Annotated in this window: 16 protein-coding genes; 10 read left to right on the top strand and 6 right to left on the bottom strand. The window is 63.7% G+C overall.

The features are described 5' to 3' along the window. Positions 1-170 precede the first annotated feature (170 nt). From AC1Y2B_RS13595 to hypE, 8 genes are all read left to right on the top strand, one after another. Complete coding sequence (locus tag AC1Y2B_RS13595; protein WP_482253640.1) at positions 171-464, top strand: hypothetical protein; 294 nt, start codon at positions 171-173, stop codon at positions 462-464. A gap of 353 nt (positions 465-817) precedes the next feature. Continuing rightward, positions 818-1,018 (top strand): hypothetical protein, encoded by a 201-nt coding sequence (locus AC1Y2B_RS13600; RefSeq protein WP_482253641.1) that lies wholly within the window; start codon positions 818-820, stop codon positions 1,016-1,018. A 273-nt stretch (positions 1,019-1,291) separates the two neighbouring features. Further along, entirely contained in the window at positions 1,292-1,633 is a 342-nt protein-coding gene (hypA, locus tag AC1Y2B_RS13605) for a hydrogenase maturation nickel metallochaperone HypA (protein ID WP_482253642.1), read from the top strand. After that, positions 1,633-2,469 carry a hydrogenase nickel incorporation protein HypB gene (gene hypB, locus AC1Y2B_RS13610; RefSeq protein WP_482253643.1) on the top strand — a complete coding sequence of 279 codons (837 nt, stop codon included), beginning with the start codon at positions 1,633-1,635 and terminating at the stop codon, positions 2,467-2,469. The genes hypA and hypB overlap by 1 nt, the downstream gene beginning before the upstream one ends. Positions 2,470-2,472: 3 nt before the next feature. After that, the gene (locus AC1Y2B_RS13615; RefSeq protein ID WP_482253644.1) at positions 2,473-3,114 is read left to right on the top strand and encodes a response regulator; all 642 of its coding nucleotides are present in this window, start codon (positions 2,473-2,475) and stop codon (positions 3,112-3,114) included. Further along, complete coding sequence (gene hypC, locus AC1Y2B_RS13620) at positions 3,115-3,405, top strand: HypC/HybG/HupF family hydrogenase formation chaperone (RefSeq protein WP_482253645.1); 291 nt, start codon at positions 3,115-3,117, stop codon at positions 3,403-3,405. It abuts the gene before it with no gap. Continuing rightward, on the top strand, positions 3,402-4,544 hold the full coding sequence (hypD, locus tag AC1Y2B_RS13625) for a hydrogenase formation protein HypD (protein ID WP_482253646.1): 1,143 nt from the start codon (positions 3,402-3,404) through the stop codon (positions 4,542-4,544). The genes hypC and hypD overlap by 4 nt, the downstream gene beginning before the upstream one ends. Positions 4,545-4,601: 57 nt before the next feature. Then, complete coding sequence (hypE, locus tag AC1Y2B_RS13630) at positions 4,602-5,624, top strand: hydrogenase expression/formation protein HypE (protein ID WP_482253647.1); 1,023 nt, start codon at positions 4,602-4,604, stop codon at positions 5,622-5,624. 73 nt (positions 5,625-5,697) lie between these two features. On the opposite strand, the gene AC1Y2B_RS13635 is transcribed toward hypE, so the two are convergent. Next, a complete protein-coding gene (locus AC1Y2B_RS13635; protein WP_482253648.1) occupies positions 5,698-6,018 on the bottom strand; it encodes a hypothetical protein in 321 nt (106 codons plus the stop codon). A 924-nt stretch (positions 6,019-6,942) separates the two neighbouring features. On the opposite strand from AC1Y2B_RS13635, the gene AC1Y2B_RS13640 reads away from it, so the two are divergent. After that, positions 6,943-7,671, top strand: coding sequence for a response regulator transcription factor (locus AC1Y2B_RS13640; protein ID WP_482253649.1), 729 nt, complete (start codon positions 6,943-6,945; stop codon positions 7,669-7,671). Positions 7,672-7,708: 37 nt separating this feature from the next. Here AC1Y2B_RS13640 and AC1Y2B_RS13645 read toward each other — a convergent pair whose 3' ends face one another. Further along, positions 7,709-11,446, bottom strand: coding sequence for a PAS domain S-box protein (locus tag AC1Y2B_RS13645; protein ID WP_482253650.1), 3,738 nt, complete (start codon positions 11,444-11,446; stop codon positions 7,709-7,711). A 318-nt stretch (positions 11,447-11,764) separates the two neighbouring features. Then, positions 11,765-12,007 (bottom strand): hypothetical protein, encoded by a 243-nt coding sequence (locus AC1Y2B_RS13650; RefSeq protein WP_482253651.1) that lies wholly within the window; start codon positions 12,005-12,007, stop codon positions 11,765-11,767. Between the two features lie 656 nt (positions 12,008-12,663). Between AC1Y2B_RS13650 and AC1Y2B_RS13655 the strand changes: the two genes are divergently transcribed. Beyond that, positions 12,664-14,781, top strand: a complete 2,118-nt coding sequence (locus AC1Y2B_RS13655; protein ID WP_482253652.1) for a calcium-binding protein — start codon at positions 12,664-12,666, stop codon at positions 14,779-14,781. Positions 14,782-14,986: 205 nt separating this feature from the next. Here the strand turns inward: AC1Y2B_RS13655 and AC1Y2B_RS13660 are convergent, their stop codons facing one another. From AC1Y2B_RS13660 to AC1Y2B_RS13670, 3 genes are all read right to left on the bottom strand, one after another. Further along, a complete protein-coding gene (locus AC1Y2B_RS13660; RefSeq protein WP_482253653.1) occupies positions 14,987-15,790 on the bottom strand; it encodes a histidine kinase in 804 nt (267 codons plus the stop codon). Between the two features lie 287 nt (positions 15,791-16,077). Continuing rightward, entirely contained in the window at positions 16,078-17,502 is a 1,425-nt protein-coding gene (locus AC1Y2B_RS13665; RefSeq protein ID WP_482253654.1) for a tagaturonate reductase, read from the bottom strand. Continuing rightward, the coding region (locus AC1Y2B_RS13670) for a zinc-binding dehydrogenase (protein WP_482253655.1) at positions 17,502-18,101 on the bottom strand (600 nt) is incomplete at its 5' end. The genes AC1Y2B_RS13670 and AC1Y2B_RS13665, both read right to left, overlap by 1 nt.

Raw genomic sequence — 18,101 nt, forward strand, 5'->3', positions numbered from 1 at the left:
TCCCAGATCGAAACCTTCGACAGCGTCATGCGCCGTCAGGGGGGGCACCCGTTGCAGCGGCAGGAAACACGTCCGCTCGACCGATGCCGCCCTTGGCCTGCCATGACCCCCGCAAGGATCACCAAGCCTTGGACGTCTGCAATCGGCGGAAGTGGGCTGGACTGCATCCGTTGTCGGAAAACATCATCCGGTTCGCCCATCCCCTGACCCTGCATGGCGTGTTGCCCCGGGGCAATCCGAATGACGACGCGCTGAGGGTCGCCGCCGGTGTCCTTGCGCAAGCGGCTTTTCGGGACTGGGCGACGTGGACGGCCAAGGCCCCTTTCGCGGTCGAGGGCGCTTCGCCCCTGACCGGTCCCGCCAGGTATCCCCACATCGGCAACACACCCAAGGCCAAGCAGCGCAAGCGGGCCCCCGCCCTCAAGCGCATCCGTAACAGGCCGCACAGCCCGGTGCCCGGCTGATTGGCAAGGTCATGACCGGGGTCAACACCCCCATGCTGACCATCGACCGCCAGCCGGACCTGATCCGGAAGCCCGGCTTTCCCTAACCGCGATCAAGCCGTTTCGCATTCAGGCCAATGCCGATCATATCGGCATGGTGGCGGGCCGGCTGGGCGGGTTGGCTGTGGTGCATCCCGGCGTCTCGGTCCGCCCATGCGTGGAAAGCAGATGTGAAGCAGGGGGGAGGGGTGCAGGTCTTGGACGCCACACCCAGCGGGTCACGCTTGCGACGGCGGGCTTGGGGAGTGACGTCGATCCGGCTGCCCTTTGAAGGCCATATGCGCTGGGGCGTGAACCTGGCGTCAAGGGAAGGCGTGGCTTGGTTGGTCTTGGCCATCGCAGCCGCTTTGGGGCTGCGCGGGCCTTTGGCCTCGCTACTTCTGATGACGGTCTTGACGGCGTTGCGGATCACCGCGCAGGACGAGTCCGTCGCGGCCCTTCATGCTGCCACCTCTGCGATGCGACGTATCGAGGCAAGCCATCGGCGCGGCCGTTGTGACCGGTGGCAGATTTGATCCAGGACATTGCGGCCTTGCCGGACGGTGTGTCAGAAGTTGAAAAGGACGACGGCACCGCGATCGTTTCAGCCGCACGCGGCGCTTGCGCCCCGTTGGCGGGATTGGTGGCGGGGCTTGTCCCACGCCTGAACCGCCGCCTGTCGACGGACCATCTTTGCGCCGAAGGAGGCGTCTTGCCGCAGTCGTTGAACCGTTTGCCCGTGACAAAAGCGCCCCGTCCGGCGGATCCCCGGTCGCCCTGCACGCCGTTGCAAATCCCGCAGGTGCCGCATGCATGAAATCTCGCTGTGCGAGGGAATGCGCGGCATCATCGAAGATCAGGCCCGCATCCACTGCTTCAGCCGCATCACCGTGCTGCGGCTGGAAATTGGCAAATTCGCAGGCGTGGAAAGGGCCGCGCTGGAGTTCGCCTTTGATACCGTGATGAAAGGCGGCCCCGCCGAGGGCGCGCGGCTGGAGATGATCGACCTGCCCGCCTTTGCCCTGTGCTATGGTTGCGGCCAAGAGGTTGAGATTGAAGAGCGATTCTCGGATTGCCCCCGGTGTGGTTCGGCAAGGCTGATGCCGCAGGGCGGTGACGAAATGCGAATCAAGAATATGGAGGTGATTTGATGTGCGGTGTGTGCGGCTGTGGCGAGACGGTGAAGTTTGACGGCAAGACCAAAGACCAGCTTCTGCCCTTCGGCCATGTGCTGGCCAAGGCGCCGGTGACGCACGCCCATGACCACGCCCATGACCACGGCCACCACTACGGGCTGGGGGCGGCGGGGGTCTCGGTTCCCGGCCTGTCGCAGGCACGGCTGATCGAGGTGGAAACCTCGATCCTCGCCAAGAATGACAGTTACGCGACCTCCAACCGCAGGGCGCTGACGGCTTTGGGCGTACTGACGCTCAATCTGGTGTCCTCGCCCGGGTCGGGCAAGACGACGCTGCTGTGCAAGACGATCGAGTTGCTGCGCGACGCTCCGCTGGCAGTGATCGAGGGCGATCAGCAGACCTCGGTCGATGCTGACCGCATCCGGGCCACGGGTGCCAAGGCGGTGCAGGTCAACACCGGCAAGGGCTGTCATCTGGATGCGCAGATGGTCGGCCACGCGATCGAAGACCTGCGCCTGCCGCCGCACGCCTACCTTTTTATCGAAAATGTCGGCAACCTGGTCTGCCCCGCAGCCTTTGATCTGGGTGAGGATGCCAAGGTGGCGATCCTGTCGGTGACAGAGGGCGAGGACAAGCCGCTGAAATATCCCGACATGTTCACGGCAGCCAAGCTGGCGATCCTGAACAAGGTCGATCTGGCGGTCTACTGCGACGCCGACCTTGACGCCTACGAAGCCAACCTGCGCCGGATCAACCCAACCATCGACATCCTGCGGATTTCGGCGCGCACCGGTGAGGGGATGGGGTCGTGGATCGACTGGCTGCGTGCCCGACGTGCGGCGAAGGCCTGACCCATGGCCGCGCTGATCCACGCCACTGCGCCTGGGGTCCATGACACGCCGCGCGCCACGTCAGCCATGATGATGGCGCCCCGGCGCGGGTTCGGTAGGCAGTGGCGGGCAGATGCCCCTGCGCCCCTGTCCGAAGTGGATCGGCATCAGGCGCGTGCGTTGTGCGACCAGCGGGTGCGGCATCGCGCGGGCCATGACGGCCTCCTGACATGGCGCGAAGGCTGGCCCGATGGGATCCGCATCACAATGACCCCCGATACCGACGCGCAGTCGATCCGGGGGGCGATCCCTGACGCGGGGACCCATCAGCGCCTGACCAAGTCCCGGCAGTCCGACCCCCTTCTGCTGGCCAGCCTTAAAGCTGTGATGGTGCTCGGCCTCGCCGGCGACAACGCGCAGATTGCGCTGGTGATGCGCGACCTGACCGTCATCTCCGACAACCCGGCGGATCCGCGGCGGCGCGCGCTGCGCGACGGGATGTTGGGACTTTGCAGATCGCGCAGGATTTTGACGCGGCAGCGATGGCACAAAAGCCGGGTGGCGGCAAAGTTGGGTCTATCTTGGGTTGGCCCTTGGGCCAAGCTGGACCGCTGCGGCCGGCTGCATCCCAACCTGACCCCGGCACCTGAAGAGGAGAGCGACTGAATGTGCCTTGGTATCCCCGGCCAGATTATTGCGATCACCGATGAGGCGCGCCTGATGGCGATGGCCGATGTCTCGGGTGTGCGGCGCGAGGTGAACGTGGCCTGCGTTGCCTCTGGCCCCTTGGCCGAACTGGTCGGGCAATGGGTGCTGATCCATGTCGGCTTTGCGATGAGCGTGATTGACGCCGAAGAGGCCGCCAAGACGCTGGAGGCCCTGCGCGATCTGGGCGAGGCGCAGGAGGCGCTGGACGCAATGATGGCAAGTGACCGCGCCCTGCAGGCGGCCCGATGAAATTCGCCTCAGAGTTTCGCGACCCCACGCTGGCCAAGGGCCTGCTGTCGGCCATTGCCACGCAGGCGGACAGGATCGGGGCTTCAAAGGCCAAGCCCTTGTTCATCATGGAGATTTGCGGCGGTCACACCCATTCGATCTTCCGCTACGGCCTCGACAAGCTGATCCATGAAGGGGTGGAATTCATTCACGGTCCCGGCTGCCCGGTCTGCGTCCTGCCGATGGCGCGGGTGGATGAGGCGGTCGATCTGGCCGAACGGCCAGAGGTGATCTTCTGCACCTTCGGCGACGCCATGCGGGTGCCGGGGCATCGCAAGTCCTTGATGCAGGCCAAAGCGGTCGGGGCGGATGTGCGGATGGTCTATTCGCCGCTGGACGCGCTGGAACTGGCGCGGCGCAACCCCGGGCGCGAGGTGGTGTTCTTTGGTCTGGGGTTTGAAACGACAACCCCCTCCACCGCACTGTGCGTGCAGCAGGCCGCGCGCGAGGGGCTGACGAACTTCTCGATCTTCTGCAACCACATCACGGTGCCGGAACCGATCAAGGTGCTGCTGGATGACCCGCACATGCGGCTGGATGGCTTCATCGGACCGGGGCATGTGTCGATGGTGATCGGCATCCACCCCTATGATTTCATCGCCCGCGACTATGGCAAGCCGATCGCCGTGGCCGGGTTCGAGCCGACCGACCTGCTGCAATCGGTGCTGATGGTGCTGACCCAGATTGCCGAGGGCCGCGCCAAGGTGGAAAACCAATATTCCCGTGTCGTGCCAGAGCATGGCAATCCGGTGTCTCTGGCCGCCATCGCCGAGGTCTACGAACGCCGCCCGAGTTTCGAATGGCGCGGCTTGGGCGAGATTGACGCCAGCGGCCTGCGCCTGCGCCCGAAATACCAGGCCTTTGACGCCGAAGAGAAATTCGGCATCGGCTACGGGGCAGGGGCCAAGCCGCGCGACGTGCCAGAGGTCGAAGGCTGTGCCTGTGGCGCGGTGATGACGGGGCGGATCAAGCCGACCGCCTGCCCGCAGTTCGGCACAGGATGCACGCCCGAAATGCCGCTGGGCGCGCTGATGGTCTCTTCGGAAGGGGCTTGCGCGGCCTATTGGCAATACGGTGGCGCACGCGCTGCGGCAGAGTAACGAATGTCCTGCAAAAATGCGCGGGCAACATCTTCGTGGAAGATCTGAGGGGGACGGATGGCGTTAAGGGACACTCATGTCACGCTGGCCCATGGTGGCGGCGGGCGCGCCATGCGCGACCTGATCGAAGAGGTCTTCACCTCGGCCTTTCAACCGCCGGGGACGGATGATCAGGCCCGGCTGATGGATCAGGCTTTGCGTGAACCCGGCGCCCAACTGGCCTTCACCACCGACGGCTTCGTGGTCACCCCGGTGGAGTTTCCGGGCGGTGACATCGGCAAGATCGCCGTCTGCGGCACTGTCAACGATCTCGCCGTCGGTGGGGCGCGGCCCCTGTGGCTTTCGGCGGCCTTCATCATCGAAGAGGGGTGCGAAATTGCGCTGTTGCGCCGGATCGTGGCCTCGATGGTGGCAGAGGCGGACAAGGCAGGCGTGGCGATTGTGACAGGCGACACCAAGGTCGTCGGGCGTGGCTCTGCCGACAAGGTCTTCGTCACCACGGCGGGGATCGGGGTGATCCCGCCGGGGCGGCAGATGGCGGCGGACCGGATCCGGCCCGGTGATGTGGCGATCGTCAATGGCAGGCTGGGCGATCACGGTGCGGCGATCCTTGCGGCGCGGGGTGATCTGGCGCTGTCCACCGATCTGCAATCGGATTGCGCCGGGTTGGGTCATCTGATCGAGGCGGTTCTGGCCGCAAGCCCCGGCGTCCGCGCGGCACGGGATGCGACGCGGGGTGGCATCGCGGCGGCCCTGAACGAGATGGCGGCGGCCTCTGGCGTGGGGATCGTGCTGTCGGAAGCCGACCTGCCCCTGCGCGATGAGGTGCGGGGGATGTGCGAAATCCTGGGCCTTGACCCGCTGTATCTGGCCAACGAGGGGACGCTGGTGCTGTTTGCCCCGCCCGATCAGGCCGAGGCCGCGCTGGCCGCGATGCGCAGCCTCCCCGAGGGGGCTGCGGCCTGCATCGTCGGCCGGGCCGTGGCAGACCATCCGGGACAGGTGCGGATGACCACGCTGTTTGGCGGCAGCCGCATCGTTGACATGCTGATCGGCGAACAACTGCCGCGCATCTGCTGAACGCGTTGGAAAAGTCCGGGGCGAGGGCGGGGGCTGCGCCCGTCACACCGGGCACGCCGGCGCGGCAGGCGGGTCAATCGCAGGTAAAGGCCGCCGCATCGCCCTCGCCATCGGACAACAGCACCATGTAGGATCCGTTCCCGCCATAGACGCGAAAGCGTTCAAATCCCAGGTAGCTGCCGTGGCGCCCCCGCCCGTTCACCTCTCCGCAAACAGACCGGCCATCGGCACTGGGTTTGACATTGCGGAACTGCACTGTGTCGGGGTCTGCAAATCTTTCCCGCAGGGCCGCGTCATAGGTGTAAAGCGCCGGTGCCAAAGGCTGGGCCGAGGTATGCGCCAAAGTGGATCCCGCCAGCAGCGTGACCAGGGCGAGCAATCCGCTGAGTTTCATGGCGTCCTCCTTGAAATTGACCGACACGGGTGGCGGTCGCTCAACCGCCGCCCGCGTCCTTGCGGCATCCTTTGCCAAAAAGCCCGGATGCTCTGGCCACAGACATCGACCGGCTCTTGCGTCGACCGACCGGATCTTAAGGGTTACCTATAGGCCAAAAGATCATTAAGTAATTGTTTTCTTGTAATAAAATCATATCCAACATGTGTGGCGATGTGAAATTATGTCAAATTGGTGTGACGCTGCAACGGCATCGCCGCGCCCGAAGGCATGCGGTTGGCCCTGACGCCGCGCCATCCTGTGCCCGGTATGGCACCACATCCTTGCGCGGCGATGGGACACGGCCGGCCCATCGGGCCGATGGAATGACTTTAACCATTTGAAAGAAAAAGATTTTCAGTCTAGCCAGTCTCTGTTGGACGCCGAATGTGCAACGCCGTACAATCGACCGGACCCCTGCCACGGCAAACCGACAAAACGCCGAAGAGATGGCGCCCGCCACAGACAGCTACACAACCCTTGGGTGTTTGCGTCTCGACATTTCGCGCGGGTTATCGTAAATTTTCCTTATGAGCGTAACTATGGTATCTTAAAAAAACCCCTGACGCCAAAAGGAGGAGGGTGTGTGGACTTTAGAGATCATGTGATGACCAAAGAGGTTGCAGTGCATGCGATTGCCTCGCGCCAGTTGGCTGGCCCTGCCGGAAAAATCAGGAAAAGATAGGCGCAACAACTTCTGACGTGGCGATTCACACGGACGTGAGGGCAGTGACACCTGCCAGATGTGCGACACGGTTGGAATTGGATGGTGAAAGGTGAAAGTGTTGCGCCGCGGCCTGACTTTGACGAAACGGAAGTTTGTCGAGGGCGTCGGAGTGACCTTTCGCGCGGCGTGATGCCCGAGAGCAAAGGAAAGAAAAGACCATGAAGCCGAAGGTTCTAGCCGTCGATGATGAAGATGCGATCCTGACCCTGCTGGAGATGGCATTGAATGATGAAGGCTATGATGTTCTGACCGCATCGACAGCCGCCGAGTTTCGCAAACTGAATTCGGAAAACCAGATCGACATCTATCTGATCGACGTGGGTCTGCCCGATGCGAACGGCTTTTCGCTGGTCAAGGAAATGCGGCGCGGCTCCACGGCGGGGATCATCCTTCTGACAGGACGCAGCGGCGAAACCGATCAGGTGGTCGGGCTTGAGATCGGCGCCGATGACTACGTCACCAAACCATTCCGGATCAGAGAGTTGGCCGCCCGCGTCAACGCCGTCCATCGCCGTGCTGCGCCGCGTGCCGAACAGGCCGTGGCCACAGAAACCCCGGTCCGGGAACAGGCAAGCGCCCCGGCGATCGATTACAATTTCGAAGGGTACAAGCTCAGCACCTCGGCGCGCAGGCTTTGGGGCGCGGATGGGGCAGAGATCGTGCTGACCACGGCGGAATTTGACCTGCTGGCCGCCCTGCTGCGCCGTCGCGGTCAGGTGCTGGACCGCGATCAGCTGATGAACGCCATGAAGGGCCGCGACTGGGAAAGCTATGACCGGGCGATTGACGGTCTGGTCAGCCGCCTGCGCCACAAGCTGCCGGCGTCCAACCCCTCGGCCCATTTCATCCGCACCGTGCATGGGGTGGGCTATTCCTTCACCGGCTGAGGCAAGATCCCGCCTCAGCCGGTGCGGGGCCATCGTCTCATGCGTCCAGAACGCTGCGGATCTTTTCGGCCATATCCTTCAACCGGTACGGCTTTGTCAGCAAGGTCAGGCCGGGGTCCAGCTTGCCATCATGGATGATCGTGTCGTCGGTATATCCCGAGGTGTACAGCACCTTCAGATCCGGCCGGATCGCCGAGGCGCGCTTGACCAGTTCCGGGCCGCTCAGGTCTCCGGGCATCACGATATCGGTGAACAACAGGTCGATCGACGGATCATTCCGGATGATCTCCAGCGCCGCGGTCCCGGCCATGGCCGAACTGACCCGGTAGCCCAGACCATCCAGTTTCACGATGGCGCTTTCCAGCACGCTTTCATCATCCTCGACGACAAGGACATGTTCGGATCCTCCGACGATCTTGTGGCCATCAGCGTGATGCTTGCGGGCCCCTTCGTCGCGTGCGGCGCGCGGGAAATACAGATGCACCGTCGTGCCCTTGCCCACGCCGGACTCGATCATCGCAAAGCCTGCCGACTGGCGCACGAAGCCATAGACCATGCTTAGCCCCAGCCCGCTGCCCTTGCCCATCGCTTTGGTGGTGAAGAACGGCTCGAACGCCCGGCCCAGGGTTTCGGCGTCCATCCCGGTTCCGGTGTCGCGGATCGAGAGATGGACATAGCTGCCGGGCTTCGCCTCGGGCAGGGTCTTGGTGCAGTCCTCGGTGATCTCGGCGTTGCCGGTCTCGATGTACAGATGGCCCCCCTGGGGCATGGCGTCGCGGGCGTTCACCGCAAGGTTCAGCAAGGCGTTTTCCAGCTGGTTCGGGTCCGCTTCGATCGTCCAAACGTCGGCGGCGGTCGCGATCTTGATGCTGATGGTCTCGGGCAGGGTCCGGCGCATCCAGTCTTCCATCGAGATGACCAGCGCGTTCACGTCAATCCGCTTGGGGTCCAGCGGCTGGCGGCGGGCAAAGGCCAGCAGGCGGCTGGTCAATTCCGATCCGCGCAGCGCCATCGTGACGGTCATCTCCGCCAGTTTCTGCAGCTTGGGTTGCGCTTCCAGCCGGTCGACCAGCAGTTCTGAGTTGCCCAGAATGACGGTCAGCAGGTTGTTGAAGTCATGGGCGACGCCACCGGTCAACTGACCCACGGCCTCCAGTTGCTGGGACTGGCGCAGCCGGTCGTCCATCGCGCGCCGTTCAGAGATGTCGGCCATCGCGCCCAGAATGCGGACCGCCTTGCCATCGGCGTCCCGGATCACCTTGGCCCGGTCCAGAATGGCGGCATAGCTGCCATTGGACTTGCGGATCTTGTACTCCATCTCGACCGTAGCCCCCGGGTTGGCGATGGCATCCTCGATCACCTTGGTCACACGGGCCACATCGTCGGGATGGACCCAACTTTCCCAATCCCGCGTGGTGTATTGGAAAGCAACCGGATCATAGCCGAGGATCTTGTTCAGGTTCTCGTTGTACCTGACATTCGACGTCGCCAGATCGGCCTCCCAGATGATGTCGTTGGTGGCATCCACGATGTTCTGGAACCGCGCCTGCGAATAGAATGCTTCGGCCTCGATCTGCTTGCGATGGGTCAGATCGCGTTCCACCGTCACGAAATGGGTGCAGACCCCGGTGCTGTCGATGATGGGCGCGATGTCCATTTCGATCCAGTATTCGGTACCGTCCTTGGCATAGTTGATCAGCTCGATCTGGATCGGAGTGAGGTCGACAATCGCCGCGCGGATCCGGTCCAGATCGGCGCGATTGGTCTTGGGCCCCTGCAGGATCCGGGGCGTCTTGCCGATCACCTCTTCGCGGCTGTAACCTGTCAGGCGGGTGAAGGCATCATTGACATAGACGATGCGCAAGGAGTCAGCACCTTCGCGGTCTTCTGCGTCGGTGATGATCACCACGTCGTTCTGCCGCGCAATTGCCGTCTCCAGCAGGCGCAAATGCTGGTCGCGCTCACGGGCCTCGGTCACGTCGCGCAGGAACATCGAAAACCCGTCACCCGTGGGATAGGCCGTCACATCCAGCCAGCGCCCGGTTTTGCGCGTCCGCTCGACGAAGTGACCGGTGCCCGTGCCGTCCATGGCCCGGTTCAGCGCAACGACCTTCTCCGGCACTTCGGTCGGGTCATCCGGTTTCATCACGACAGTGCCGATCATCGCCTCCGGCGTGGCGAAGCCGAAGTACAGCGCCGCCTCGTTGTTGGCGTAGGTCATCCGCCAGTTGCGGTCGACCGTCACGAAGCCGTCGCTGATATGCGCCACCGTATTGGCCAATTGCGCCGTCGCCTGCGCCTCGCGCCGCAGGGCGATCTGGCTTTGCCGGGTTTGTGACAGGGCCGCAGCAACAAGGAAGGTGATCAGGCTGCCAAACAGCAGCGTCGGCTGCAGCAAAAGCGAGCGGTGCGCCAGAATATAAGCGTCATTGGGCCAGACGGTTACCGTCCAGTATTGGCCGAAGGTCGCAAAATGAGTCGTCTTGCGCACCCGGGTGCCCAGATCAAAGCTCGTCTGGCCCGCATCAAGCGAGGTGCCCGCTTCGTCGTGGATTTCAACGTTGAAGTCCTTTTTCACGTTCTCGGGGATGAATTGTGCCAGATCCTTCATGTGGACAGAGGCCAGCAGGTACCCTTCCGGGGTTGCCACATCATACAAGGGCGTCAGGAACAAACGCGTCAGCGTGCCGTCGGCCAGCTTGATCGTCTGCGTCATGTGCAAGGTGCGGGTGCGGTCCGCGGTGTCAAACGCCAGTTTGCGCAGCGGGTCGTCGTCCAGCTTCATCCCCAGAAACTCTTGCAAATCGCCGCTGGTCGCAACCCGCCAGCGCACCACCCGGTAGGGATCGACATAGGCGATCGAAAAGATCCCCGGCGAGATCGACAGCGTGGAACTTGCGTCATTGTCCCACTCCGCTTGCGTCGGCGCGCCATAGATGGCCCACCGCCGCGCCAGACGCTGCTGGCCAGCCCCCAGCGCCAGAATCTTGCTTTGGACATCCGTGCTGACGTAGTTCAGCGCCACCGAGGTCTCGAAGGCGCGATCGTTCCAGTCATTCTGCTCTTCGACATCCCAAGCCAGCAGGGCCGTCGCCGCAAGGGCCAGCACAGACCATGCGTAGTAATGATCCAGCCGCCGATACCCGTCCGGCCTAAGCTTGTGCAGCGCCTCCAGCGCCAGCCCGGCACCGATGACGGCAATCAGCGCCGTGGTCTGCAAGGACGCATCATGCGTGCCGGCCAGATCCTGATCAGTGCCGAACACCAGTTGCGACATCAGGTTCTGCCCCATGGCCATCGGCGCCAACAGCGCCCCGGCACACGAGAAGGCACTTTGCAGGGCCGTGGCCTGCGGCAGCCGCTGCAAGATCATCGCAAGGCAGATCAGCAGCACCGCCAAAGAGGTCACAAAGGGCATGTGCAAACCGGCGCTGCGGCTGACCGACAGCAATCCCATCCGCTCGGCAATCAGGTCGAACGGTTGGGAAAACCGCAAGGTATAGCCCAGCAGGGTGAACAGCGCGGTGATGCCAACCACGCCGATCAAACCAAGCGACACCTGCGATCCGCGGCGCGGCACAACATGGGCCAGCGCCAGCCCGAACAGACACAGGATCGAGTCCAGTCGGACATCGCCGAAAGGCCCATAGGGCGCCACGACCGCCCCGAGGTTGAAATACCAGCCGATGATCACAATGGCCGAGCCGATCAGGGCCACACCTTTCAAGGCGCGGATCAGCCGAATGTCAGGCAAGGCCACGAAATCGGATGTCAAAACGAAAGCCCTCGTTCGGCGCGCTTCTATGAGTGATCGATCTGACAGAAATCTATCAGCGTCGTGCTAACACGGCCAGCAAGGAAGGTATTTTGCACAATCTTTCACGATTTTGGACGAAATTTGCAAGACTTCCGCCCCGATCCTTGGTTCGCGGATCAAGGCATTGAATTGCTGTCATTTTTCCGGGGCCCTGACCAAATGGGTGCCTCCCGTGTCAGGGCCCTGATTGTCCGGGCGGGACGCCTGTCGACGTGGCCCGCGCGCCGGAATCGAACGACCTTCAGCCGAAGGTTCTGGATTTCGCCCGCGTCCCTGTCAGCGCCCGGTCTTCGGTGGCGGCGTTGTCAGGGCACGGTGCTTGATCATGATGTCGTTGGACGCTTCAAGATCCGCACCGAAGATCGAGACAATGTCGCCCCGCGTCACATCCCCATGCGCCTTGGGCCAGTTGCGCTTGAAGGTTCGCGCAAAAAGGCCCTTTGAAAAGAAGAACGGCCAGGCGACGCGCAGCGTGGATTTCTTGGCATCTGGCGCGGGAATGCGATCTTCGGTTTCCATGTTTTGTCCCCCAAGAACGGCGAGAGGTCTGGATCCCTTGCTTGGCAGCTGGTGCGGGGCAGTGTCTCGCCACGAAATGACTTGACGAAAAGTTAAGAAGAAGTTGTCGCGCAGATTTGATGCCTTTGTGGAATGTCGTGCAGGCTTGTCTGGCAGATTTAACCGCTTGTCTGCGGCGTCCCTGACCCCAAACCACGCCGCCGGATCCCCAGTGCTGTGGCCAAAAGGCCCCCACGAACCTGAACCGCCCCCCGTCGCCCGCCCCGCGACGCCAGAAAAACAAGGCAGCCGGGGCGCGAAAGCCGCGATTTCGGCCAGGCAGATTGGCCTCCCGCCGCGCCACTCCGCCCGCCTAACCCCGGCCCCGGACATCGCAAGATGTCGCATCATTTTGGGAAATATCGAACGCGGCCTTGGCGATTTTGCAAATCTGCCCAGCATTTGAACCGCATTTTACAGGCCCCGGGCAAGGGTCACAACTTGCGACCATTTTCCATCCGCTCCCGATCATTCTTGCGAATTTGACTCCTATCAAAGGCTCAACACCCGAGAGGGAAAGTCAGCCCCCAAGTTCAGCGCGCAAGCGAAACCTTTGAAGTGATTCAAAGGCTTGGATGAACTTTCTCTCTCGCTCCAACGGATTGGGAGTTGAGATCATGACCAAATTTCTCGTTCATAGCACCGACACGGCAACGCAAACCAACCTGATTGAAACGCTGACAGCCGACCATTTCGGCGCCAACTTTCTAGTCAACCAGCTGCCCACCGGCGGCGACCCTACGGCACTGGCGACCCTGGTCGCGGCCGTGCAGCAGATGAGCCTGGGCGGTCTGCGCTGGCCGGGTGGCACCGTCACCGAGACGGTCTTCGACTTCCGCCATGAAAACGCCCCCACGATGAACGGCAACCAGACCATCGGGCAGCATCAGTTCTTTTCCGTGGCGGGCAGCCTGCATGCCGATGTGACCCTGACGCTGCAAACCCGCTCGGCCTTTGGCGCGGACCACAGCGCGGCAGCCGCCTTGGCAGATGGCACCTATGGCGCGCGTCAGGTGGATGCGCAGTATCTGTCCGACATGAAGGCCTATGTGGAACGCACCATCGCAGACGCCGTTGCCAGCGGCACGCAGATCCACACCTTCGAGATCGGCAACGAATTCTGGGGCGGCGGCGAAATGACGGCGACCGAATATGGCCGCGTCGCCCGCGCCCTGCTGGTCACCGTGAACCAGGCGATCGACGAGGCCCTGCCGGCCGGTGCCGCCCGTCCGGGCGTCGCCATCCAAAGCCTGTGGGCGGCCGGCTACATGTCGCCGTCATCGACCGCCGCCGTCTATGTCCATGATGGCGTGGTCGACAATCAATATCACGCCGGATGGACCAAATACATGATCCCGGGCCAGGGCGCCGCCTATCAGCAAGTCCTGCAAATCGCTGACGAGGTGACGGGCAAGGCCGAAGGTGGCGCCAATCTGGCGCATCTGGTCAATGGCATGATCGACCACTTCTATCCCAAGGACGGGCTGGCCGGCATCCACAGCGACGCCGACGCCTTCATCTTCAAGCAGATGGCCTCGCTGGAGCATCGTCTGGGTTTCAGCTTCGGCGCGCTGGACCGCAACTTCACCGAATGGGACCCGAACCGTTTCGTCGATGCCAACAACGCGGGCAGCAACGACGCCAGCGCCTCCAACCGCGGCATGCCGCAGGCGGCGATGATGGTCGACATCCTTTATGAAATGGCCACGCATGGCGCCACCTCGGCGGATGTCTGGCCGTTGTACTTCGCCCATGCCAACTACACCAACATGGTGGGCAACACGACCTGCGACATCCGCGTGCCCGGTGCGGCCCTGACCTTGATGAGCGAAAGCCTCGTCGGCACCCGCCCGCTGTTCGACTTCCAGCAAGTCCAGGGCGCCGCCAACATGGAGGTGCACGGCTTCGCCAGCGCCACCCGTCTGGTCTTGATGACCGCCAACGAGGCCGGCAGCGTCGCCGCCGCCACCAACCTTGACCTCAGCGGCGTCGGCGATGCGGCCTTGCAGAACCACCTCGACCACGGCACCTATTTCATCACCTCGACCCGTCTGAATTCCGCCGACGCGAACGGCGCGGCGGATGCCGGGATCACCAACCTCGACGTCCACCCGGTGGTCAGCTACCTCGACGGCAAGATGCTGACCGGCCACATGATCACCTTGGGCGACCTGTCGGCCTATGACCTGATGCGGACCGAAATCACCTTTGTCGGCGCGGGCAATGACCTTGTGACGGGCCGGGGCGGCAATGACACGATCAACGGCCTTGGCGGCGACGACACGCTGATCGGCGGCGGCGGCAATGACATGCTGACCGGCGGCACCGGCAAGGACCTGCTGCAAGGCGGCTGCGGGGATGACAACCTGAAAGGACAGGGCGGCAGCGACCAGCTCTATGGCCAATCCGGCAATGACGTCCTGAACGGCGGCGACGGCAATGACACGCTGAACGGCGGCACGGGCAATGACACCCACACCGGCGGCCTTGGGGCGGATCATTTCGTCTTCCAGGATGGCTTTGGCAAGGACGATATCACCGACTTCCACCATGCCGAGGGTGACATCATCGACCTGACCGGCATGACCGGTCATGACGACGTCAAGAGCTTTGCCGATGTACAGGCCCTGATGCACATGATCGGCAGCGATCTGCACATCACCTTCACCACCGGCGAGCTGGTGCTGGACCATACCACCACCGCTGCCCTGTCGGCCCAGGACTTCCTGTTCTGATTGCCAAGGTCCCGAAATCTGACGCCACACCCGCCCCGGTGTGGCGTCCGGCATTGGGGGGCTCCCCCAATCCCCCGCCACCCAAACCGCCCCTCTGCCCAGAGCGCAGGGCCCTTGGCGCCGGCCCGGCCAAGAAAAAGCCGGCTGAGGTTGTCTCAGCCGGCGCAAGGTGTGGGAGATCTGCCGATGTGTCTCGGCTAGAAGGTCAGACCAGAAGCAAGGGCTCCGCATAGGTCACCGGCAGCTTGCACGGGATCGCCAGTTCGACGGCCACGGCATGCTCTGCGCCCGTCGTCACGCTGATCCGGGCGCCGATCCGCGCCGCCTGACCCTTGCAGGACGCCAGCCCCAGACCCCGGCCGCAGAACAGCGTGGCGAAATGCGAATGGGCATCCTGAAAGCTGGCAAAGCGTTCCATCGCATCCTCGCTCAGCGCGGCCATATGGGTTTCCACCTTGAACACCGCAAAGAACATCCCCCGCCCCGCCGTGCCCACCACAGACAGACGAACCGTCTGGCCGCGCGACCGCTTGATGGCGTTGTGCAAGAAGGCCGCCAGCAGCTGCGCGATCTTCTGGTCGGGCGCCAGCATCAGGTCCGGCACATGGCCCGCCACCGCGACCTGCAGCTCGACCCCGTTCAGGAAGGCGAAATCCCCAGCCGCCATGGCAAGGTCGTGCAGCATCGCCCCGGGCGCGAAGTCGCGCGCGTCCAGCATGATCCGGCGCAGCCGCGTCGCCCGCTGCACATCGCGCGAATATTGCATCGCGGTCTGGCTCGACAGGGCGATCTTCTCGACCAGTCCCTTTTCGGTGGCGCCCAGCGGCATCTCGTTCAGCAATCTGGCCGAATGGTTGATGACGGTCAGCGGCTTGAGAAGCTCGTGGCAGATGAAATCGACCGGGTCCTGATCCTCAACCGTCGGACCGGACTTCTTGAAACAGGCATGCCGCTCGATGCTGATGACATTGTGCGGCTTCTCTTTCCCGGTGTGTGCGACGGCAAGCATGTCTTGGCATCCTTTTGTGGTCAGAGGCGAGTCCATGACCAAACGCTACAATCGCAGGGTATCGGGGATGTTGCGTCTTTGGGAAAACTTGTGAAGATTTGTTGGAACGACCCGGCTGTCGGGATGCTGCGGGACAGGGGGCGGTCATGCCCCGCAGCCCGCCCGGCATGGCCATTTCGGCAGGTTCGGGCCTTTGCCTCAGCCAGCGCCGCGTCACAGCCTTGACCGCTGCGCCGCGTTCGGCGCCTTGCCCAAGGCCCCGCCAACCTGACCCAGGCAGGTCCGCTTCAGCCGATCAGCGCCGCCAGCCGCTCCCAGGTCAGCGGGGCCTCGGTCAGGGCCAGGACATCGCGCAGCACCTGCGCCTCCAGCGCCCCACCTGCCAGCGAGTCCCCCCACAGGCCCACATCGCCCAGAAAGCCGCTGACCTGCGCTGCGGGCGTCAGCCCGCGTAACGCCGCCAGCCGCGCCAGCACCTCTGGCGCATCGCGGGGCGGCAATGCGGCGGCCCCGTCAAACGCCCCCAGATAGAACACCAGCCACGCCGCCAGCGACAGGCTCAGCAGCGGGGCAGGCCGCCCGTGCCGCGCCGCAAAGGCCCGCATCCGGTCCAGGTTCCTCTGCCGGATCTTGGCCGAGGCGTTCAGGCTGATGTCATGCCACAGATGCCGGATGTAAGGGTTGGCAAAGCGGCGCAGCACGGCGGCGGCGAAGCCTTGCAGGTCGTCCTCGGGCAGGTCCAGGAAGGGGATCACCTCGTCCTGCAACACCCGGTTCAGAAAGGCCGCCCCCACCGGATGCGTCACCGCCTCCGCCACCGAGGGCACGCCCATCAGCAAGGCCAAGGGGCACAGCGCCGTATGCGCCCCGTTCAGGATCGCCACCTTGCGCAGCTTGTAGGGCGACACGTCCGGAACCACGAGGGTGCCTTCGTCCCAATCGGCCAAGGGCAGCCGCGGCGCGGGCTGGCCCGGACGCTGTTCCACGCCAAGGAAATGGAACAATTCCGTCGCCGTCAGACAGGGGTCGGCATAGCCAAGGCTCGCCTCGACCGCCGCGATCTCGGTCTTGGGAAAGCCCGGCACGATGCGGTCCACAAGGGTGTTGAAGAAGGCAGTCTCGGCTGCCACCCAAGCCACGAACTCCGCCTCCAGCCCCCAGTCCGCCGCGTGCTGCAGAACGATCCGCCGCAGGGCATCGCCCGACAGGTCGGTCAGCTCGCACGGCAGGATGTGCCAGCCATGCCCGGCCCCCAAAGCCTGCCAGCGCCGGTACAGCAGCACCGCCAGCTTGGCCGGAAACGCCGCCGGCGGCGCATCGGTCACCCGCGCCGCAGGATCATGCACGATCCCCGCCTCGGTCGTGTTCGAGAGGACGACGGTGATCTGCGGGTCCACCGCCAACGCCAGCACCTGATCCCACTCGGTCTGGCACGACACCTCGCGCCGCACGCAGGCCACCACCCGGGCTTGCGAAACCGCCACCCCGCTGTCATCCACGCCGCGCGACAGCACCGTGTACAGCCCGTCTTGCGCCATCAGCGCCGACCCTTCCGTACCGCCGACCGAGCGCAGGATCACCACGCCCCAATCCAGCCCCGCCGCCGCGTTCATCCGGTCGATCTTCCAGTCGATGAAGCCGCGCAGGAAATTTCCGCCGCCAAATTGCAGGATGCGCGGCGTGGGGCGGGGGCGGTCGGTTGTGGGTGCCATCAGCGTTCAATCACGATCTTGAGGGTTTCAGCCCGGTGGGCCACCCAATAGGGCAGGGCCTCGTCCGCCCGGTCAAACGGGAAAACCTTGGTGATCAGGTCATCCGGCGGGGTCTTCAGCCCCTCCATCCAGGTGATCACATCGCGGAAATCCTGCGGCAGCGCGTTGCGAGAGCCCATGATGTCCAATTCTTTCAGGTTGAAGAACTTGGTGTCATAGGTGACCGGGGCCTTGGAATAGCCGATATAGACCACCCGTCCACAGAAGCACGCCAGATCAATGGCTTGGGTGAAGGTGGCCGGCAGCCCAACCGCCTCGATCACCACATCCGCGCCGTGGCCTTCGGTCAGTTCTGCCACACGGGCCGCGACATCCTCGGCCCCGGCGTCAATCACATGCGCCGCACCATACCGCGTGGCCATCGCGGTCTTGGCACCCATATCCACCGCAATCACCCGCGCCCCGCAGGCCACGGCCCCGGCAATCGCCCCCATCCCGATCATGCCGCAGCCCAGCACCACCACGGTATCCTCCGCCGTGATCCGCCCGCGTGCGACCGCATGAAACCCCACCGACAAAGGCTCGACCAGCGCCAGATG

Source organism: Stagnihabitans sp., from assembly GCF_964946895.1.